Origin of the sequence: Microbacterium testaceum (assembly GCF_001476285.1) — a bacterium.
GTDB lineage: Bacteria > Actinomycetota > Actinomycetes > Actinomycetales > Microbacteriaceae > Microbacterium > Microbacterium testaceum_B.
Map to the genome: position 1 here is coordinate 1 of NZ_LDRU01000121.1, position 17,325 is coordinate 17,325.

Genomic DNA, 17,325 nt, shown 5'->3' on the forward strand with positions numbered 1-17,325 from the left:
CCTGAAACACACGCGGGCCGCCTCCGTCACTTTATCGGCTCGGCCCGCGTGTGTTTCAGGACGGGGTATGCGTGAGCTGGAGGCGGTCGACGACCTCCTGCACCTGCTCGCCCGGTGTGAGATCGAGGTCGACCCGGATCGCTCGCTCATCGGCATCCGGCATCTCCAGCGTTTCGAACTGGGATGTCAGCAGCGACGGGGGCATGTAGTGACCCTGGCGGCGCAGCAGACGCTCGAGCACGAGCTTCGGGTCGCCCATGAGCAGGACGAAGGTCACGTCGTCGCGGCGCAGCACATCGCGGTAGCTGCGCTTGAGGGCGGAGCACGTGATGATGCCCGGGCGGCCCGCGGCGATCTGCCCGTCGATCCACGCGGCGACCCGGTCGAGCCACGGCCAGCGGTCGTCGTCGTTGAGGGCATGACCGGATGCCATCTTGGCGACGTTCTCGGCGGGGTGAAGGTCGTCGCCCTCTTGGAAGTCCCACCCCAGACGGCCGGCGAGCATGCCGGCGACGGTGGACTTGCCGGTGCCGGCGGGGCCCATGAACACGAGGACGGGGACGGGGACGGTCATGGCTTCTCTCTTCGTCGGGGGAAGGGGGTCAGATGGTGAGGCGGACTTCGGAGAGCACCGCGGCGACGTATCGGCGCGTGTGCTCCTCGGCGGCGTCGGCGTCGGCACGGCCGATCGCGGCGGCCGTCGCCACGTGGTTGTCGAGCGCGTCGGGGTTCGGGATGCCGGGGGTCAGGCCGTGCATCGCGCGTCCCTCGATCGCGGCGGCGATGGGGGCGCGTGCCGCCGCGAGCATGAGGTTCCCGCTGGACAGGAGGATCAGGTCGTGGAAGGCGATGTCGGCCGCGAGGTACTCAGGGGAGTTGCCGAGGCCCGCGGCGCCGAGCCGCTCGAGCTGCTCGGCCAGTCGGAGGAGCTCTCCGCGCTGCAGGTCGGTCGCGCGGCGGGCGCTGAGGCGCGCGGCGACGGGCTCGATCGCTGCGCGCAGCTCGGTGGTGTTCACGATCAACTGGTCGCGGCGGCGCCCGGCCAACTGCCACCCGATGAGGCGCGTGTCCAGCGCGCTCCAGTGAGCGGCGGGGCGCACGGTGATGCCGACGCGGCGGCGCTGTTCGAGCATGCCCATCGCCTCGAGGACGCGCACGGCCTCGCGCACCACGGTCCGCGAGACGGCGTACTCCTCCTCAAGGGCCGCGAGGGTCAGCACGTGACCGGCCGGAAGGTCGCCATCGACGACCCGCATGCCGATGGCATCCACCAGCGATCCGTGTGAGGCGCGGGCCATGACCCCTCCTTAGGTCGTTTGGTACGACCTTATCTTGTCAAAAATATGATCATTGTGTGAAGATGCCCTGACCGCCCCGGCGGACGCACGGCGTCTCACAGCATGCCCGACCCACGTCCGACCGGCTGAATCAACGGAGATCTCTTGGACGACTGGACACAGACGCTCGGCACCACGCCGTTGCTCCTCATCGCGGCGGGCGCGATCGCGCTCATCCTGGTGCTCATCATCTGGCTGAAGGTGCACGCCTTCCTCGCGCTCATCATCGTGTCGCTCGTGACGGCGTTCGCCGCCGGCATCCCGGTCTCGGCCGTCGTGAAGACGTTGACGGACGGGTTCGGCGGAACGCTCGGCACGGTCGCCCTCCTCGTCGCGCTCGGCGCGATGCTCGGCAGGCTCATCGAGCACTCCGGTGGGGCGCAGGCGCTCGCGGACGCGTTCGTGCGCATCTTCGGCGAGAAGCGCGCGCCCTTCGCCCTCGGCATCGTGTCGCTGATCCTCGGCTTCCCGATGTTCTTCGACGCCGGTCTGGTGATGATGCTCCCCATCATCTTCGCCATCGCGCGTCGCGTGTCGGGTAACAACGTGCTGCTGTTCGGTCTGCCGGCGGCCGCCGCCTTCTCGGTCATGCACGTGTTCCTGCCCCCGCACCCGGGGCCGGTCACCGCGAGCGAGCTCTACGGCGCGAACCTCGGCATCGTCCTCATCGTCGGGCTGATCGTCGCCTTCCCGATCTGGTACCTCTCCGGTTACCTCTGGGGGAAGTTCGTCGCGAAGCGCATCGTGCTCCCCGTGCCGGCACTCTTCGGCGACGTGGACGCCGACCAGCCCGCGAACCCCCCGAAGCCCGCCACGGTCATCGCCGTGCTGCTCCTGCCGATGCTGCTGATCTTCCTCAACACCGGTCTCACCACCCTCGGCGCAGCCGGAGCGGTCGACAGCGACAACATCGTCGTCCAGGTGCTCGTCCTGCTCGGCAACTCGCCCGTCGCGCTGCTCATCACCGTGTTGGTCGCGACCGTGGTCTTCGGATTCCGCCGTGGAGAGAACGGGACCGCGCTCGAGAAGGTCGTGGACTCGGCGCTCGGGCCCGTGGCATCCGTCATCCTCATCACCGGCGCCGGCGGCATGTTCGGTGCCGTGCTGCGCGCCTCGGGCATCGGCGACGCGCTCGCCGACAGCCTGAGCGACCTCGGCCTCCCGGTCATCGTCGCGGCCTACATCATCGCGGTCATCCTGCGGCTCGCTCAGGGCTCGGCGACCGTCGCCCTCGTCACCGCCGCGGGCCTCGCCGCCCCGGCCGTCATGGCCGGCGGCTTCTCGCCGCTGCAGGTCGCCGCGATCACGCTGGCCACCGCCGCCGGCTCCGTCTTCGCCGGTCACGTCAACGACTCGGGCTTCTGGCTCGTGGGCCGACTGATGGGCATGGACGTCAAGACCACACTGAAGACCTGGACCGTTCAGCAGACGATCGAGTCGGTACTCGGCTTCCTCGCCGCGCTGCTCGTCTTCGGCATCGGAGCCCTCCTGTGACCGGCTCGAACGCCGACCTGTTCGATGTCTCCGACCGCCTCGCCCTCGTCACCGGCTCATCCCGCGGACTCGGTCGCGCATTGGCCCTCACGCTGGCGCGCGGGGGAGCCCGGCTCGTCGTGCACGGCCGCGACGCGGCGGCGGTCGAGCAGACCCGTGCTGAGGCCGAGGAGCTGTCCGGACGCCCCGCGCACGCGGCGGTGTTCGACGTCACCGACGCCGCCGCGGTGGAAAGCGCCGTGGCTGACCTGCTCGAGAGCGTCGGGGTGCCCGACATCCTCGTCAACAACGCCGGCGTCCAGCGCCGAGCGCCCATCCACGAGTTCGCGGTCTCCGACTGGGACGACATCGTCGCGGCGAACCTCTCGGGCGTCTTCTACGTCTCGCGCTTCGTCACGCCCGCGATGGTCGCGCGGGGCTCGGGCAAGATCGTCAACGTCGCCTCGGTGCAGTCGCGCCTCGCGCGCCAGACGATCGCGCCGTACTCGGCGACGAAGGGCGGTGTCGCGCAGCTGACCGCCGGCATGGCCGCCGACCTCGCCCGGTTCGGCATCCAGGTCAATGCGCTCAGCCCTGGTTACTTCGCGACGGAGATGAACCGCGACCTCGTCGACGACCCCGAGTTCACGCGCTGGCTGACCCAGCGCACGCCCGCCGCGCGGTGGGGCGATTTCGACGAGCTGCGGGGGGCGCTGCTGTTCCTCGCGTCCGACGCGTCGAGCTTCGTCTCGGGGCAGAACATCTTCGTCGACGGCGGGATGACGGCGGTCGTCTGACCCCGGAGAGGAATCACCGATGAAGTCTCTGCTGATCGAGAAGGCGCTCACCGCCGAGGTGCGCGACGTGGACGTGCCCGAGCCCGGAGAGGGGCAGGTGCGCTTGCGCGTCGAGTACGTCGGCATCTGCGGGTCGGACCTGCACTACTACTACGAGGGCGCGAACGGGGCGTTCGTGGTTCGGGAACCGTTGGTCCCCGGTCACGAGCTCTCCGGCCGGGTCGACCTGGACCCCTCCGGTGCCCTGGCGCCGGGGACGCCGGTCACCGTCCACCCCGCGCGCTTCGGTACGCCGCGGGAGGGCATCGAACACGCTCCGCACCTGTGGCCGGGAGGCTCCTACCTCGGCAGTGCGTCGACCTGGCCGCACACGCAGGGCGCGGCATCCGAGTACCTGATCGTCGAGGCCGGCATGGTCCGTGTCCTTCCCGACGCTCTGCCCGTGCGGCGTGCCGTTCTCGCCGAGCCGCTCGCCGTCGCCCTCCACGCGCTCGGCAAGGCTGGCCCTGTCGAAGGGCTCGACGTGCTCGTCACCGGTTCGGGCCCGATCGGCCTGATGGCCGTGGCGGCTGCCGTCGCTGCCGGTGCGCGTGTCACCGCCACCGACGTGCTCACGGGACCGCTCGAGCGGGCGGCGGCGCTCGGCGCGTCGGCGACCATCGACGTCTCGACCGACGCGATCGAGTCGGGGGCCTACGCGGTGGTCCTGGAGTGCTCAGGGGTTCCCGTATCGATCTCGACCGCGTTGAAGGCCGTCCGCCCCGGCGGCACCGTCGTGCAGGTCGGCATGCTCCCCGACGATCCGCGGCCGGTGAACCTCGCCCCCTTCATCTCGAAAGAGGTGCGCTACCTCGGCGCGTTCCGCTTCCGCGACGAGATCGATCAGGCGGTCGCGCTCCTCGCCGCGAACCCCGGCATCGAGAGCGCCCTCACGCACGAGTTCGCGGTGACGGATGCCGCCGAGGCCTTCGCCACGGCGCGGGACTCGCAGCGCTCGGGCAAGGTCGTCTTCGCGCTCTGAACGACGACGAATGCCCCGGTGGCCTGGACCACCGGGGCATTCTCGTTCGTGCGTCAGTCGTCGCTGCGGACCGCCGTGAACCGGCGCGTGACGGCGATGTCGCGCTCGCCGAGTCCGCGCTCGACGATCTCGTCGAAGGCGGCGCGGAGGGCGGGGAGCAGCGCGGGACGCGTGTCGGTCGCGGCGGCGATGTCGGCGGCGAAGCGCAGGTCCTTGACCATATAGCCCGCGACGCCGCTGGGGGAATCGTCGCCGGTCACGAGCTTCTCGCGGCGGCTGGCGAGCAGGTTCGACCCCGCGTATCCGCCGCCGAGCAGTTCCCAGAGCGCGGCGGGGTCGACGTCGGACCGGGCGGCGAGCTCGGTCGCTTCACCGAGGGCGAGGATGGTCGCCGCCACGACCATCTGGTTGCAGGCTTTGGCCACCTCTCCCGCGCCGAGGGGGCCGAGACGGACGGGGGTGCCGCAGGGGGTGAGGAGCTCCGCGGCGAGATCGGTGGCGGCGCTGTCGCCGCCGAGCATGATCGACAGGGTCCCGGCCTTCGCGCCGTCCTCGCCGCCCGAAACGGGGCAGTCGACGACGCGGATGCCGGCGGGCAGCCGTTCCGCCAGCTCGCGCACGCCGACGGGGGAGGATGTCGACCCGATCATCAGGAGAAAGGGGCGCCCGTCGATGCCCGCGAGCAGCCCGTCGGGGCCGTCGAGGTGCTCCTCGAGCTGCGGGAGGTCGGGGAGCATGACGAGGACCGCGTCGGTGGCCGCCGCGAGTTCCCGCGCCGTCGACGCCCACGCGGCTCCTGCCGCCGTCAGTGCGTCGCGCTCTCGGCGGGCGTGGACGGTCAGAGCCCCGCGTGCGGACAGCAGATGCTGCGCCATGGGCTCGCCCATCGCGCCGAGGCCCCAGACGCCGAGGCGCACCTCGGGAGCGGGGGGAAGCGTGCCGGTCTCTTCATCGAGCGAGGTCATGGACACATCGTAGCGGCTGGACAATAGGTTGGACAGGGTTCAGTATGGTGAACGACGAACGATGGCCAGATCACGGTGCCGGTGAGCCGTGGCGAGAGGAGACGACGACGATGTCGACAGGTAAGAGCCTACGCGCGGTGGTGGCGGTGCCTTTGAAAGAGGATCTCTGCGAGCTGATCGAGCGCCTCGAGCCGCGCGTCGAGCTGGTGCGCGACGCCTCGCTCACGCACCCGATGCGCGGGCCCGCCGACTGGTCGGGTGACCCGGCGCACGAGCGCTCGGCTGACGAGCAGCGCGCATTCGACGAGATGGTCGACTCGGCGGACGCGCTCTTCGGTATCCCGGACGTCGATCCCGCCGCCCTCGCGCGGACCGTCGCCGTCAATCCGAAGCTGCGGTGGGTCATGACGACAGCCGCCGGCGGGGGAGGGCAGGTGAAGGCGGCCGATCTCGACCGCGCGGCGCTGGATCGCATCGTCTTCACCACCAGCGCCGGCGTCCACGGGGGGCCGCTCGCCGAGTTCGCCGTCTTCGGTGTCCTCGCCGGTGCGAAGGACCTGCCGCGGCTCGCGCAGCAGCAGGCGGATCGGCGCTGGACCGATCGCTGGGAGATGCGCCAGGTCGACGAGATGACCGTGCTCGTCGTCGGTCTCGGGGGAATCGGGGCCGAGTGCGCGCGCCGCTTCCATGCGCTGGGCGCCGAGGTGTGGGGGACGACGCGCTCCGGAACCCCCGTGGACGGGGTCGACCGCCTCGTCTCGCTCGACGAGCTGGCCACGGCGGTGAGCGAGGTGGATGCCATCGTCGTCACCCTGCCGGGAACAGATCAGACGCATCACCTGATCGGCGCGGAGGTTCTCTCCGCGGTGAAGCCGGGGGTGATCGTCGCGAGCGTCGGTCGCGGGACCGTGATCGACGAGACGGAGCTCCTCGCGGCTCTCGACGACGGACGCGTGTCGTTCGCCGCCCTCGACGTGTTCGAAGTGGAGCCCCTCCCGGATGAGTCGCCGCTGTGGCGGCATCCGCGAGTCCTCGTCAGCCCGCACACGGCCGCGCTCAACAGCAAAGAGGAGGAGCGCATCGCGCGTCGGTTCGCCGAAAACGCCACGCGCCTGCTCGACGGCGAGCCGATGCGCGCGGTTGTCGATACGGTCGAGTTCTATTGACCTGTCGCGCCCCTCGCGACACCGGTTCGACGGGAGGACGCCGTGAGCGATGACGAAGCGGGCGCGATCGCGCGCGATCCGGCCCCGGCCGTCGGGCGCAGCATCCGTCTTCTCGGCCTGCTCGCCGAAGCGGGCCGCGCGCTGACGCTCACGGAGCTTGCGGCGGGCCTGGGGCTCGCGAAATCGTCGACCGCCAACCTGTGTCTCTCGCTCGAGGCGGGGCGCATGATCGAGCGCGTGCCCCTCGGCTACCGTCTCGGGATCCGCACGGCGGAGCTCGGGGGAGCGTTCGCCGCGCAGTTCAACCAGGTGCGCGAGTTCTACGCCGTGTGCGAGACCTCTCCGGACCTCTCGTCCGAGCTCGTCCAGGTCGCGGTCCTCGACGACACCGATGCCCTCTATCTGGCCCGGTACGAGGGGTCGCGCTCCGTGCGGCTCGGGACCCCCCTGGGCTCGCGCCTGCCCGCCGCCCTGTCGGCGACCGGGCGTGCGCTGCTCATGACGCGCAGCGACGACGACGTCCGTGCGCTCTTGATGCGTGGTCCGCTGCCCCGACTCACCGAGCACAGCACGGTCGACGTCGAGGCCGTGCTGGCCAAGCTCGCCGCCGCTCGCGAACGCGGGTGGTCGGTCGACGAAGAGGAGTCGTTCCGCGGCATCGTCGGCGTCGCTGTCCCGCTCGAGGGCTGGGCGCCCGGCGATCCGCAGCTCGCACTGGGTGTGGGCATCCCCGTCGCGGATGCCACGCCCGAACGCGTCGCCCGTGTCGGTGCCGCGCTGCGCGAGGCGGCGTCGGCGCTGACGAACCCGTTCAGCGCGTCGCGCTCGCGCTGAGACGCGCATTCCTCCGCCCCCGGCAGGGGCGGTGATCGTCGTGTCTGCGGCACGAGACGAAAATCGCGCTTCCAACATATTGAACTGTGTCCACAGGGTTGGTACAGTCGCGGAAGTCGCAAGACCCCAGCCGATCGAAGGAGATGGCCGTGACCACTGCATCCACACCGACGCCGCAGCCGCAGGATGATCCCGAATACGCCGCGAACCTGCGCCGCGCGACGCTCGCCTCGAGCATTGGCAGCGCGCTGGAGTACTTCGACTTCGCGCTCTACGGCCTGTCGACGGCGCTGATCTTCAACGTCCTCTTCTTCTCGCAGGACAACCCGGCCCTCGCCACGGTCGCCGCCTTCGCGACCTACGGCGTGGGATTCCTCGCCCGCCCCTTCGGCGGACTGTTCTTCGGCGTCCTGGGTGACAAGCTCGGCCGCAAGTGGGTGCTGGTCATCACGATCCTGCTGATGGGCGGGGCGTCCACGGCGATCGGTCTGTTGCCCACCTACGAAGCCGTCGGCATCCTCGCGCCGATCCTGCTCGTGATCATGCGCCTGCTGCAGGGCTTCGGTGCCGGCGCCGAACAGGCCGGTGCGACCGTGCTCATGGCGGAGTACGCCCCGGTCAAGCGCCGCGGTTTCTTCTCGGCGCTGCCGTTCATCGGCATCCAGGCGGGCACGTTGCTCGCGGCCGTCGTCTTCAGCCTCATCTCGCTGCTGCCCGAGGATCAACTGCTCAGCTGGGGATGGCGCGTGCCGTTCCTCGCGTCGTTCGCGCTCATCCTGCTCGCGCTGTTCATCCGTATGCGTCTGCGCGAGACGCCCACCTTCATCGAGCTCGAGAAGAGCGAGCAGATCGCCGAGCGCCCGATCCGCGACATCTTCACGCGGGGCCTGCCGGGCATCATCGTCGGCATCGGCCTGCGCATGGCCGAGAACGGCGGCTCGTACATGTTCAACACCCTCGCGCTGACGTTCTTCGTCGCCTCCGTGGGCGGCCAGGCGGACCGCAGTCTTCTGACCTGGGGCGTCACGCTCGGTTCGCTCATTGGCATCTTCTCGGTGCCGCTCACGGGAGCCCTGTCCGACCGCATGGGCCGCCGCACCGTCTACCGCCTGGGCGCGCTGTTCATGCTCGTCTTCACGTTCCCCGCCTGGTGGCTGATCTCGCTCGGGAGCTACCCGATCACGATCGCCGTGATCGCGATCGGCATCGGCGTCGCCGTCAACTCGATGCTCGGACCCCAGTGCGCCATGCTCCCCGAACTGTTCGGCAACCGTCACCGCTACCTCGGCGTGGCCATGGCGCGCGAGATCTCGGCCGTCCTCGCCGGAGGCCTCGCGGGAGTCCTGGGCGCGTACATCATCGCCGTGAGCGGGGCGAACTGGCTCCTCCTGGCCATCTACATGGGAACCCTCGCGCTCATCACGACCGCCTCGACGTTCCTCGTCCCCGAGACCCTCCGCCGCGACCTCACGCGCACCGACGACGCCATCAAGGTGTCGCGCGACGAGGCGGGCGAGGGTGTGGACGCCACGACCGTGACCGTGCGGACCATCCGATGACGCGCATCGCCCGCGTGCGGACGCCGGAGGGCGTCCGCACGGTCCGGCTCGACGGTGACCGGCTCGTGCCGATCGCCGACCCGTATCTCGCCTTCGCGGCGGGGGAGCAGATCACGGATGCCGGGACCCCGGTGGAGGGGACTTTCGAAGCGCCCTGCATCCCGACGGTCGTCGTGGGGATCGCCCAGAACGGGCCCGGTCACGCCTCGCCCGTCCAGGCGTGGTTGAAGAGCCCCCGCACCGTGACGGGTCCCGATCGCCCGGTCGTCCTGCGCCGAGACGCCGGCACCACGGTCGCGGAGGCGGAGGTGGCGGTCGTCATCGGTCGCGACACGAGGGGTCTCACCGCCGAGAACGCTCACGAGTACGTGCTCGGCATTACCGCGGTGAACGACCTGTCGAGTCCCGATCGGTCGGAGTTCGACCCCCGCAACTTCGAGTCGAAGTCGGGGGAGGGGTACACCCCGCTCGGCCCGTGGATCGACACCGGAATCGGCCTCGACGACGATGTGGTGCTCCAGCTCGTCGTCGACGGGGAGCCCGCATGCGACACGTCGGCGGGCCGCTACCCGATGTCGATGCGCGAATGTCTCGCGTACGTCGCGGGATGGACGAGGTTGGGCCCCGGGGACGTGATCATGATGGGAGCGCCGTTCTCGGCATCCCCGATTCGTCCGGGAGTCACGGTCGAGGTCATCGTGGGCGAGCTGCGCCTGCGGACCCGGACGGAGTGACGCGCGTCAGTGCTTCTTGTAGCCCGCGTTGCGGCCCATCGAGAAGAGGGCGCCGATCGCGCCGATGCCGCCGACCAGGGCGACACCGCCGATGACCCAGAGCACGACGTGGGAGAAGAAGCCGCTGTCCATGATGATCCTTCGGGTCGGTGGGCTTCGATTCTACCGGGGCGCTCCGGTACTCCTCGACACGCGCGGGTCGTGCGCCGGCGATCGCGCTGCTAGACTTCCGGGGTACTTCGGCGAGGGACTGTCGCACACCGGTTGGTGAACGCGGCATCCGTGATCGACGCGGTGATGCAGGCTCCCGGCTTTCCTCACGCGCTCGCGTTCGAGTCGAATCCAGACCACCGGTGCGGGCCGTGTTCCGCCCCTGAGCTGCGGGCCGCACGCCCGCGAGGAGAACATCATGTCGGAAGACAACAAGGTCGTCGCGGAGCTCCGCGAGAACTTCGGCAAGGGCTTCGCCCGTCGCCTCCGCGCCGCGGGCAAGATCCCGGCCGTCATCTACGGCCACGGCACCGAGCCGCAGCACGTCGCGCTGCCCGGTCACCAGACCGCGCTGCTCATCCGTCGCGCGAACGCCCTGCTCGACCTCGACATCGCTGGCAAGAGCCAGCTCGTCCTGGTCAAGGACGTCCAGAAGGACCCCGTGCGCCAGATCATCGAGCACATCGACCTCATCGTCGTGAAGAAGGGCGAGAAGGTCCAGGTCGACGTCCCCGTCGTCGTCGTCGGTGAGCCCTTCTCCGGCACCATCGCGATGCTCGACACCGCGACCGTGTCGCTCGAGGTCGAGGCCACCCACATCCCGCAGAACGTCGAGGTCGATGTCGAGGGCGCCGAGGACGGCACGCAGATCACCGCCGCCGACCTGAAGCTCCCCGCCGGCGCGAGCCTCGTGACCGAGCCCGAGACCCTCATCGTGGGCGTCTCGGTGCCGCTCGACACGCTGGCCGCCGAGGAAGAGATCGCCGAGGCTGACGCCGAGGTCGCCGAGGAGCAGTCCGAAGAGGCCGAGGCCGGCGACAACTGACATCCGGCGGCTGCGACTCGCAGTTCGTCGACGAGGGGGCGCGTTCTCGCGCCCCCTCGTTTCGTTTCCGGCTGGACTTTTGTTTCCGGCTGAACCGGGAGAATGGATGCCATGGCAGACACGTGGGTGATCGTGGGACTCGGCAACCCTGGTCCGCGCTACGAGGCGACGAGGCACAATATCGGCCAGATGGTCGTCGACGAGCTCGCCGCGCGGCGCAGCGAAGCCTTCCGTGCGCACAAGGCGAACGCCCGCGTCGCCGAGACCTGGCTTCGCCCCGGTGGTGCCAAGCTCGTGCTCGCGAAGCCCAACAGCTTCATGAACGTTTCTGGGGGGCCGGCCGCGGGCCTTGCGCGTTTCTACGACGTCGCCCCGGAGCGCGTCGTCGTCGTCCATGACGAACTGGACATCCCGTACGACACCGTGAAGCTCAAGACCGGCGGCGGCCACGGCGGCCATAACGGGGTGCGCGACGTTGCGAAAGCACTCGGCACTCCGGAGTTCCCGCGCGTACGTGTGGGCATCGGCCGCCCGGTGGGTCGGCAAGACCCGGCGGACTGGGTGCTCGATCCGTTCGGCGCGACCGAGCGTCAGACCCTGCCCATCCTGATCGGTGACGCCGCCGACGCGGTCGAGATGCTCATCGACGAGGGCCTGGTCGCCGCGCAGCAGCGCTTCCACGCGCCGCGCGCCTGACGAGCGCGCACACGAAGAGAGCCCCGGCCGATCGGCCGGGGCTCTCTTCGTCGCTGAGGTGCTCAGCCGATGGTGTTGACGTACGGTGCCGCTCCGGCGGTCGCGCCGATGCCGAAGACCACCGCGACGACGATGCCGCCGAGGACCGCGAGGATGAGTGCGGCGATTCCGTAGCCGCGGCCGCGGTTCTTGACGGCCGCGATGATGCCCTGGATGAAGCCCCAGAGGCCCAGCGCGCCGAAGACGAGGAAGCCGGCCACCGCGAGCAGACCCGCGACGGCAGCGGCCTGCTGCGCGCTCTCAGGGAGCGTCGCCGCGTCGATCTGCGTGCCGTTCGCGCCGGTCGTCGCGTACTGCACGAGCGCACCGCTCTGCATGCCGCCGATGAAGGCGAGGATCGAGCCGATCACGATCGCGGCCAGCGACACCACGAAGGCGATGAGGCCGAGACGGTTCGACGGCTTCGCGGCCGCCGCGGTCGGGGGCTGGTAGCTCGGGGACGCGGGGTAGCCCGCCTGAGCGGCGTCGGCGCGCATGGCGGGAGGAGGGTTGTACGGCTCGGGGGGCGGCGGCGTGCTGCTCACGGGGTACTCCTTCGATCGCGGGACGGTTTCATCCCATGGCCGCGAGTATAGGGAGACCGATCGATTTCTGAGAAGAAGCTGGACGCGCGTCCGCAAACGCGGTAACGGCGCCGAGTCAGACGAGCGCTCCTCCCGTGCCCGTGGTGGTTCCGGCGCCCGCGACAAGCGCGACGGCCGCGAGGGCGCCGAACACGAGGGGGCCCAGGGCGGCGAGGACGATGGCGACGATGCCCATCGGTCGGCCCCGGTCCCGAGCGGTCGCGACGATCCCGACGACGAGCGCGGCGATCCCGAGTGCGGTGCCGCTCCAGAAAGCGATCTCGACGACGAGGACGAGGTCGCGGACGGGGGTCAGGACCCGCAGGTCGAGGTTCTGTCCGCCCTGAGCGACGATCTGCGCGCCGGCTCCCCGGCCGACGCGGAACGCGGCGAACCCGGCGACCGCGGGAGCGACGAGCATGCTCAGGATGCCGGCCACGAGGGCGAACGCCCCGAGAGGGCGCCGCTTTCTCGTCTTCGGTGGGGGAGCCAGAAGCGTTCCCGTCGCGGGAGCGACGTAGGGGGCGGCGAAGGGCGACGACATGTCAGCACTCTACGAGACGGGTTCCGTCGAGACTTCGTCGACGGGCTCGGCCGAGACGTCACGCGACGGGCTCGACAGAGCCGATGTCGGCGGCCCCGCGTAGACTTTCCCGAGTGACAGTTCCCGGGATCGTGCGCGCCCTCGAGCAGGCTGAGTCGTACCGTGAGACCGCGTCCGCGGCATCCGCCGACCTGTCTCTCTCTCTCGTCGACGGGCTCGACGCCCCCGTCATCGCGGGTCTCATCGAACGCCGGCGAGCGGCGGGTGGACCGGGGGCTGTTCTGGTCATCGCCCCGACCGGACGTCGCGCCGAGTCCCTGGGGCCGGCGCTGGATGCCGTCCTGCCCGGCGCGCAGGTGCTGCATTTCCCCGCGTGGGAGACGCTCCCGCATGAGCGTCTCAGCCCGAGCCCCGAGACGGTCGGACGACGTCTCGACGTGCTGCGCCGGATCGCCGCGTGGAACGGTGAGGCGCCCCTCGTGGTCACCGCGTCCGTCCGCAGCGCTCTGCAGCCGCTCGCACCGGGACTCGGCGACGTCGCTCCGGTCGAGCTGGCCGTCGGCGGCCGCGGCCACGAGCTCGAAGCGGTCACGACGCGACTCGTCGAGCTGGCGTACCACCGCGTCGACATGGTCTCGCGCCGCGGCGAGTTCGCCGTGCGCGGCGGCATCCTCGACGTGTTCCCGCCCGTGGCCGACCACCCGTACCGCGTCGAGTTCTTCGGTGACGAGGTCGACCAGATCCGCGCCTTCTCGGTCGCCGACCAGCGCTCGCTTCCGGGCGAGGTGACGACCGTCACGCTGGTCCCCAGCCGCGAGCTGCTGCTCACCCCCGCGGTGCGTGCCCGCGCGGCGGCGCTTCGCGACGCCTACCCGGGCCTGCGTCAGCTGCTCGAGAAGATGGCCGAGGGCATCCCTGCCGAGGGGATGGAGTCGCTCATCCCCGTGCTGATCGACGACCTCACGACCCTCGTCGACTATCTACCCGGTGGCAGCGCGGTCGCGCTCGTCGACCCGGAACGCTCGCTCGCGCGCGCGACGACGCTCGGCGACACCAACCGTGAATTCCTCGAGGCCGCGTGGTCGGCGGCGACGGCGGGAGCCGACACCCCCGTCGATCTCGACTCCGGCGACTTCGTGACCCTCGACGACCTCCACGAGCGCGCCAGCGGTCGCGGGGGAGTCTGGTGGCAGCTCAGCGCCTTCGACTCGGGCGCAGCGGATGCCGAGGACGAGGGGCTCGTGACGGGTGACGACTCCGCGCACCGCATCAAAGCCGACGCCGTTCCCTCGTTCCAGGGCAACGTCGACGGGGCCACCGCACACGTGGGCCAGTTGCTCGGCGACGGGTGGTCGGTGATCGTCACGGCATCCGGACCCGGCCTTGTCGATCGCGCGCGCGACGTGCTCGCGGAGCGCGGGATCGCGGCGCGGCGCGTGGACGACGTGCTCACGCCTCCCGAGCCGGGTGTCGCCCACGTCGTGTGCGCGCCGCTCGAGCGCGGCTTCGAACTCGGCGAGGCGCGGTTCGCCGTCATCACCGAGACCGAGTTCTACGGTCGCTCGGTGGGCGGCGACAACCGCGGCGCGAAGAAGCTCGCCTCGCGCCGCCGCAACGTCGTCGATCCGCTGCAGCTGAAGCCCGGCGACGTCGTGGTTCACGCGACCCACGGCATCGGCAAGTTCATCGAGCTCACGCAGCGAGAGGTCTCGAGCGGCGGGCGCAACGCCGTGAAGACGACGAAGGAGTATCTCGTCCTCGAGTACGCGCCGTCCAAGCGCGGCTACCCGGGCGACAAGCTGTTCGTGCCCACCGACCAGCTCGATCTGCTGTCGAAGTACGTCGGCGGCGAGGCGCCGACGCTCTCGAAGATGGGCGGCAGCGACTGGGCCGCGGCGAAGGGCCGCGCCCGCAAGGCGGTCCGCGACATCGCGGTGGAGCTCGTGAAGCTGTACTCGGCGCGCATGGCATCCAAGGGCTACGCCTTCGGGCCCGACACCCCGTGGCAGCGCGAGCTCGAGGAGGCGTTCCCCTTCGCCGAGACCCAGGATCAGCTGCAGACGATCGACGAGATCAAGGCCGACATGGAGAAGCCGATCCCGATGGACCGGCTGCTCTCCGGCGACGTCGGCTTCGGCAAGACCGAGGTCGCCGTGCGCGCCGCGTTCAAGGCGATCCAGGACGGCAAGCAGGTCGCGATGCTCGTGCCGACCACTCTGCTGGTGAAGCAGCACCTCGAGACCTTCGCCGAGCGCTTCGCCGGCTTCCCGGTGACCGTGCGCCCGCTCTCGCGCTTCCAGAGCGACAAAGAAGCGAAGGCGACGCTCGCGGGCCTGACCGACGGCACCGTCGACATGGTCATCGGAACGCACCGCATCCTCACCGAGAAGGTCATCTTCAAAGACCTCGGGCTGATGATCATCGACGAGGAGCAGCGGTTCGGCGTCGAGCACAAGGACGCGCTGAAGAAGCTCAAGACCAATGTCGACATCCTCGCCATGAGCGCGACGCCCATCCCGCGCACGCTCGAGATGGCGGTCACCGGCATCCGCGAGATGTCGACGCTGGCCACGCCGCCCGAGGATCGGCATCCGATCCTCTCCTACGTCGGTCCGCGCAACGACAAGCAGATTGCCGCGGCGATCCGCCGCGAGCTGCTGCGCGAGGGCCAGGTGTTCTACGTGCACAACCGTGTGTCGTCGATCCAGCGCGTCGCGGCGCACCTCGCCGAGCTGGTGCCCGAGGCGCGCATCGTCGTCGCGCACGGTCAGATGGGCGAGCACGCGCTCGAGCAGGTCGTCGACGACTTCTGGGAGCGCCGCGCCGACGTGCTGGTGTCGACGACGATCATCGAGACGGGTCTCGACATCTCGAACGCGAACACGATCATCATCGACCGCGCCGACAAGTACGGCCTCTCGCAGCTGCACCAGCTTCGCGGCCGCGTGGGCCGCGGGCGTGACCGCGCGTACGCGTACTTCCTGTACGACGAGATGAAGCCGCTGTCCGAGACCGCGGCCGACCGGCTCGAGACGATCGCCGTCAACAACGACCTCGGCTCGGGCATGCAGGTCGCACTGAAAGACCTCGAGCTGCGCGGAGCGGGAAACCTCCTCGGCGCCGAGCAAGCCGGGCACATCGCGGGCGTCGGCTTCGACCTGTACCTGCGCATGATCGGCGAGGCCGTGTCGACCTTCCGCGGCGAAGACGTCGACGGCCCCACCGAGCTGCGCCTCGAGCTGCCGGTCGACGCGCGCCTGCCCGAGTTCTACATCGACAGCGAGCGGCTGCGCCTCGAGGCGTACCAGAAGCTTTCGGCCGCGGCATCCGCGACCGCCAAGGACGACGCGATCGACCTTGTCGTCGAAGAGCTGCGCGACCGCTACGGCGAGCCGCCCGCCGAGGTCGAGGGTCTCATCGCCGTGGCGCGCCTCCGTCGCCGTGCGGCGCAGGCCGGGCTCGCCGACGTCGTCGCGATGGGATCGAACCTCCGCATCGCCCCCGCGAACCTCGCGGAGTCGATGCGAGTACGCCTGCAGCGGCTCTACCCCAAGGCGAAGCTCGTGGCGGGAGGGGATGCCATGGTGGTGCCGCTCCCGCAGGACGCCGACGACACGAACCTCATCGCCTGGGTGCGCCAGCTGCTCGACGCGCTCTGGCCGTTGCCGGTCGAGACGGCGTCGGTCTGAGGGATGCCATGATCGGCGCACTCGTGACCAGCACCGTGGCGATGGTCGCGGTGGCCGCGCTCGCGTTCTGGACCGCGCGGCGCGGGGCGGCGGGCACGCTGCCGCGGAACGACTTCATCGGCATCCGCACCGGGACGACCCGGGCATCCGACGAGGCGTGGATCGCCGCGCATCGCGCGGGCGCAGCCGACTTGCGTCGCTCCGGCATCGGTGCGGCGGCGACCGCCGTGCTGCCCTGGGCGGCGTTGGCGCTGCCCGCAGCGGCGCGCGAGCCCGCGATCGCCGTCGTGGTCCTCGCCGGGATCGCCGCGCTGATCGGCTTCTCGGTGCGCGCGGGCGTCGTGGGGCAGCGCGCCGCGCGCGCCGTCAGCGAACCGCTCTGAGACACGTTCCCTCCGCGGCCGGCGCCGCATCCGAGTCCTGCCGCCGGAGGGCGAATCCGGCACCTGCCGCGCCACTGCCAGAATGAGCGCATGAACGACCTCGCGCCCCGCCGCTCGGACGCCCTCCGCCCGACGGTCGGCGCCCGAGCGTTCGATGCGCTCGACATCGCGGCGACGGCGCTGTTCGGTCTGGAGGGTGCCGCGGCCGCCGCGCACGCGGGTTTCGATCTGTTGGGCGTCGTCGTGGTGGGTCTCATCGTGGCGCTCGCGGGCGGAGTGCTCCGGGACGTCCTCCTCGGCGACCTTCCGCCCGCCGCGCTGCGTACTCCCAGTCGCATCGTCGCGGGCCTGACCGGTGCGCTGGTCGCGTTCGTGTTCATCGAGGTCGTCGACGCGTTCCCGGTTCTGCCCCTGCAGATCCTGGATGCCATCGGCCTCGCCCTCTTCGCCGTCACCGGGGCGCAGAAG

The 17,325-nt window shown here is 70.5% G+C and carries 18 protein-coding genes; 12 read left to right on the forward strand and 6 right to left on the reverse strand.

Features of this window, described 5'->3' with window-relative positions; all coding sequences use genetic code 11:
* Positions 1 to 55: 55 nt before the first annotated feature.
* Complete coding sequence (locus tag NS283_RS17440) at positions 56 to 574, reverse strand: gluconokinase (RefSeq protein ID WP_058598119.1); 519 nt, start codon at positions 572 to 574, stop codon at positions 56 to 58.
* A 28-nt stretch (positions 575 to 602) separates the two neighbouring features.
* Positions 603 to 1,298 carry a FadR/GntR family transcriptional regulator gene (locus tag NS283_RS17445; protein ID WP_058598120.1) on the reverse strand — a complete coding sequence of 232 codons (696 nt, stop codon included), beginning with the start codon at positions 1,296 to 1,298 and terminating at the stop codon, positions 603 to 605.
* 144 nt (positions 1,299 to 1,442) lie between these two features.
* Here NS283_RS17445 and NS283_RS17450 point away from each other — a divergent pair, with 144 nt between their 5' ends.
* From NS283_RS17450 to NS283_RS17460, 3 genes are read left to right on the forward strand one after another with little or no spacing between them, the layout of a single operon-like run.
* The gene (locus tag NS283_RS17450) at positions 1,443 to 2,831 is read left to right on the forward strand and encodes a GntP family permease (RefSeq protein WP_058598121.1); all 1,389 of its coding nucleotides are present in this window, start codon (positions 1,443 to 1,445) and stop codon (positions 2,829 to 2,831) included.
* Positions 2,828 to 3,607, forward strand: coding sequence for an SDR family oxidoreductase (locus tag NS283_RS17455; RefSeq protein WP_058598122.1), 780 nt, complete (start codon positions 2,828 to 2,830; stop codon positions 3,605 to 3,607). Before NS283_RS17450 ends, NS283_RS17455 begins: the two co-directional genes overlap by 4 nt.
* A 19-nt stretch (positions 3,608 to 3,626) precedes the next feature.
* Entirely contained in the window at positions 3,627 to 4,628 is a 1,002-nt protein-coding gene (locus NS283_RS17460; RefSeq protein WP_058598123.1) for a zinc-binding dehydrogenase, read from the forward strand.
* Positions 4,629 to 4,681: 53 nt separating this feature from the next.
* On the opposite strand, the gene NS283_RS17465 is transcribed toward NS283_RS17460, so the two are convergent.
* Positions 4,682 to 5,593, reverse strand: coding sequence for an NAD(P)-dependent oxidoreductase (locus tag NS283_RS17465; RefSeq protein WP_058598124.1), 912 nt, complete (start codon positions 5,591 to 5,593; stop codon positions 4,682 to 4,684).
* A gap of 110 nt (positions 5,594 to 5,703) precedes the next feature.
* Here NS283_RS17465 and NS283_RS17470 point away from each other — a divergent pair, with 110 nt between their 5' ends.
* The 4 genes from NS283_RS17470 (at position 5,704) to NS283_RS17485 (ending at position 9,886) form a co-directional block, all read left to right on the forward strand.
* Positions 5,704 to 6,759 carry a D-2-hydroxyacid dehydrogenase gene (locus NS283_RS17470; protein WP_058598134.1) on the forward strand — a complete coding sequence of 352 codons (1,056 nt, stop codon included), beginning with the start codon at positions 5,704 to 5,706 and terminating at the stop codon, positions 6,757 to 6,759.
* A 42-nt stretch (positions 6,760 to 6,801) separates the two neighbouring features.
* Positions 6,802 to 7,593 (forward strand): IclR family transcriptional regulator, encoded by a 792-nt coding sequence (locus NS283_RS17475; protein WP_058598125.1) that lies wholly within the window; start codon positions 6,802 to 6,804, stop codon positions 7,591 to 7,593.
* 143 nt (positions 7,594 to 7,736) lie between these two features.
* Positions 7,737 to 9,152 (forward strand): MFS transporter, encoded by a 1,416-nt coding sequence (locus NS283_RS17480; RefSeq protein WP_058598126.1) that lies wholly within the window; start codon positions 7,737 to 7,739, stop codon positions 9,150 to 9,152.
* Complete coding sequence (locus tag NS283_RS17485; protein ID WP_058598127.1) at positions 9,149 to 9,886, forward strand: fumarylacetoacetate hydrolase family protein; 738 nt, start codon at positions 9,149 to 9,151, stop codon at positions 9,884 to 9,886. The genes NS283_RS17480 and NS283_RS17485 overlap by 4 nt, the downstream gene beginning before the upstream one ends.
* A 6-nt stretch (positions 9,887 to 9,892) precedes the next feature.
* Here the strand turns inward: NS283_RS17485 and NS283_RS19375 are convergent, their stop codons facing one another.
* Positions 9,893 to 10,018 (reverse strand): hypothetical protein, encoded by a 126-nt coding sequence (locus NS283_RS19375; protein ID WP_275044496.1) that lies wholly within the window; start codon positions 10,016 to 10,018, stop codon positions 9,893 to 9,895.
* 277 nt (positions 10,019 to 10,295) lie between these two features.
* Between NS283_RS19375 and NS283_RS17490 the strand changes: the two genes are divergently transcribed.
* Both NS283_RS17490 and pth read left to right on the forward strand, forming a co-directional pair.
* Entirely contained in the window at positions 10,296 to 10,922 is a 627-nt protein-coding gene (locus tag NS283_RS17490) for a 50S ribosomal protein L25/general stress protein Ctc (RefSeq protein WP_058598128.1), read from the forward strand.
* Between the two features lie 111 nt (positions 10,923 to 11,033).
* Entirely contained in the window at positions 11,034 to 11,618 is a 585-nt protein-coding gene (gene pth, locus NS283_RS17495; RefSeq protein WP_058598129.1) for an aminoacyl-tRNA hydrolase, read from the forward strand.
* 62 nt (positions 11,619 to 11,680) lie between these two features.
* Here pth and NS283_RS17500 read toward each other — a convergent pair whose 3' ends face one another.
* Positions 11,681 to 12,202, reverse strand: coding sequence for a hypothetical protein (locus tag NS283_RS17500; protein WP_153003413.1), 522 nt, complete (start codon positions 12,200 to 12,202; stop codon positions 11,681 to 11,683).
* A 115-nt stretch (positions 12,203 to 12,317) separates the two neighbouring features.
* Positions 12,318 to 12,785 (reverse strand): hypothetical protein, encoded by a 468-nt coding sequence (locus tag NS283_RS17505; protein WP_058598131.1) that lies wholly within the window; start codon positions 12,783 to 12,785, stop codon positions 12,318 to 12,320.
* 113 nt (positions 12,786 to 12,898) lie between these two features.
* Here NS283_RS17505 and mfd point away from each other — a divergent pair, with 113 nt between their 5' ends.
* The 3 genes from mfd to NS283_RS17520 all read left to right on the forward strand — a co-directional run.
* Positions 12,899 to 16,474: a transcription-repair coupling factor gene (gene mfd, locus NS283_RS17510; RefSeq protein WP_058598132.1), complete on the forward strand. Its 3,576-nt coding sequence runs from the start codon at positions 12,899 to 12,901 to the stop codon at positions 16,472 to 16,474.
* An 8-nt stretch (positions 16,475 to 16,482) separates the two neighbouring features.
* Positions 16,483 to 16,857: an SdpI family protein gene (locus NS283_RS17515; RefSeq protein WP_058598133.1), complete on the forward strand. Its 375-nt coding sequence runs from the start codon at positions 16,483 to 16,485 to the stop codon at positions 16,855 to 16,857.
* A 90-nt stretch (positions 16,858 to 16,947) separates the two neighbouring features.
* A partial coding sequence (locus NS283_RS17520; RefSeq protein WP_193752704.1) for a TRIC cation channel family protein occupies positions 16,948 to 17,325 on the forward strand: 378 nt, incomplete at its 3' end.

Coding starts and splice junctions, on each gene's coding strand:
- NS283_RS17440 (WP_058598119.1), bottom strand. CDS start 574: ATGACCGTCCCCGTCCCCGTCCTCGTGTTCATGGGCCCCGCCGGCACC.
- NS283_RS17445 (WP_058598120.1), bottom strand. CDS start 1,298: ATGGCCCGCGCCTCACACGGATCGCTGGTGGATGCCATCGGCATGCGG.
- NS283_RS17460 (WP_058598123.1), top strand. CDS start 3,627: ATGAAGTCTCTGCTGATCGAGAAGGCGCTCACCGCCGAGGTGCGCGAC.
- NS283_RS17465 (WP_058598124.1), bottom strand. CDS start 5,593: ATGACCTCGCTCGATGAAGAGACCGGCACGCTTCCCCCCGCTCCCGAG.
- NS283_RS17470 (WP_058598134.1), top strand. CDS start 5,704: ATGTCGACAGGTAAGAGCCTACGCGCGGTGGTGGCGGTGCCTTTGAAA.
- NS283_RS17480 (WP_058598126.1), top strand. CDS start 7,737: ATGGCCGTGACCACTGCATCCACACCGACGCCGCAGCCGCAGGATGAT.
- NS283_RS17485 (WP_058598127.1), top strand. CDS start 9,149: ATGACGCGCATCGCCCGCGTGCGGACGCCGGAGGGCGTCCGCACGGTC.
- NS283_RS19375 (WP_275044496.1), bottom strand. CDS start 10,018: ATGGACAGCGGCTTCTTCTCCCACGTCGTGCTCTGGGTCATCGGCGGT.
- NS283_RS17490 (WP_058598128.1), top strand. CDS start 10,296: ATGTCGGAAGACAACAAGGTCGTCGCGGAGCTCCGCGAGAACTTCGGC.
- pth (WP_058598129.1), top strand. CDS start 11,034: ATGGCAGACACGTGGGTGATCGTGGGACTCGGCAACCCTGGTCCGCGC.
- NS283_RS17505 (WP_058598131.1), bottom strand. CDS start 12,785: ATGTCGTCGCCCTTCGCCGCCCCCTACGTCGCTCCCGCGACGGGAACG.
- NS283_RS17515 (WP_058598133.1), top strand. CDS start 16,483: ATGATCGGCGCACTCGTGACCAGCACCGTGGCGATGGTCGCGGTGGCC.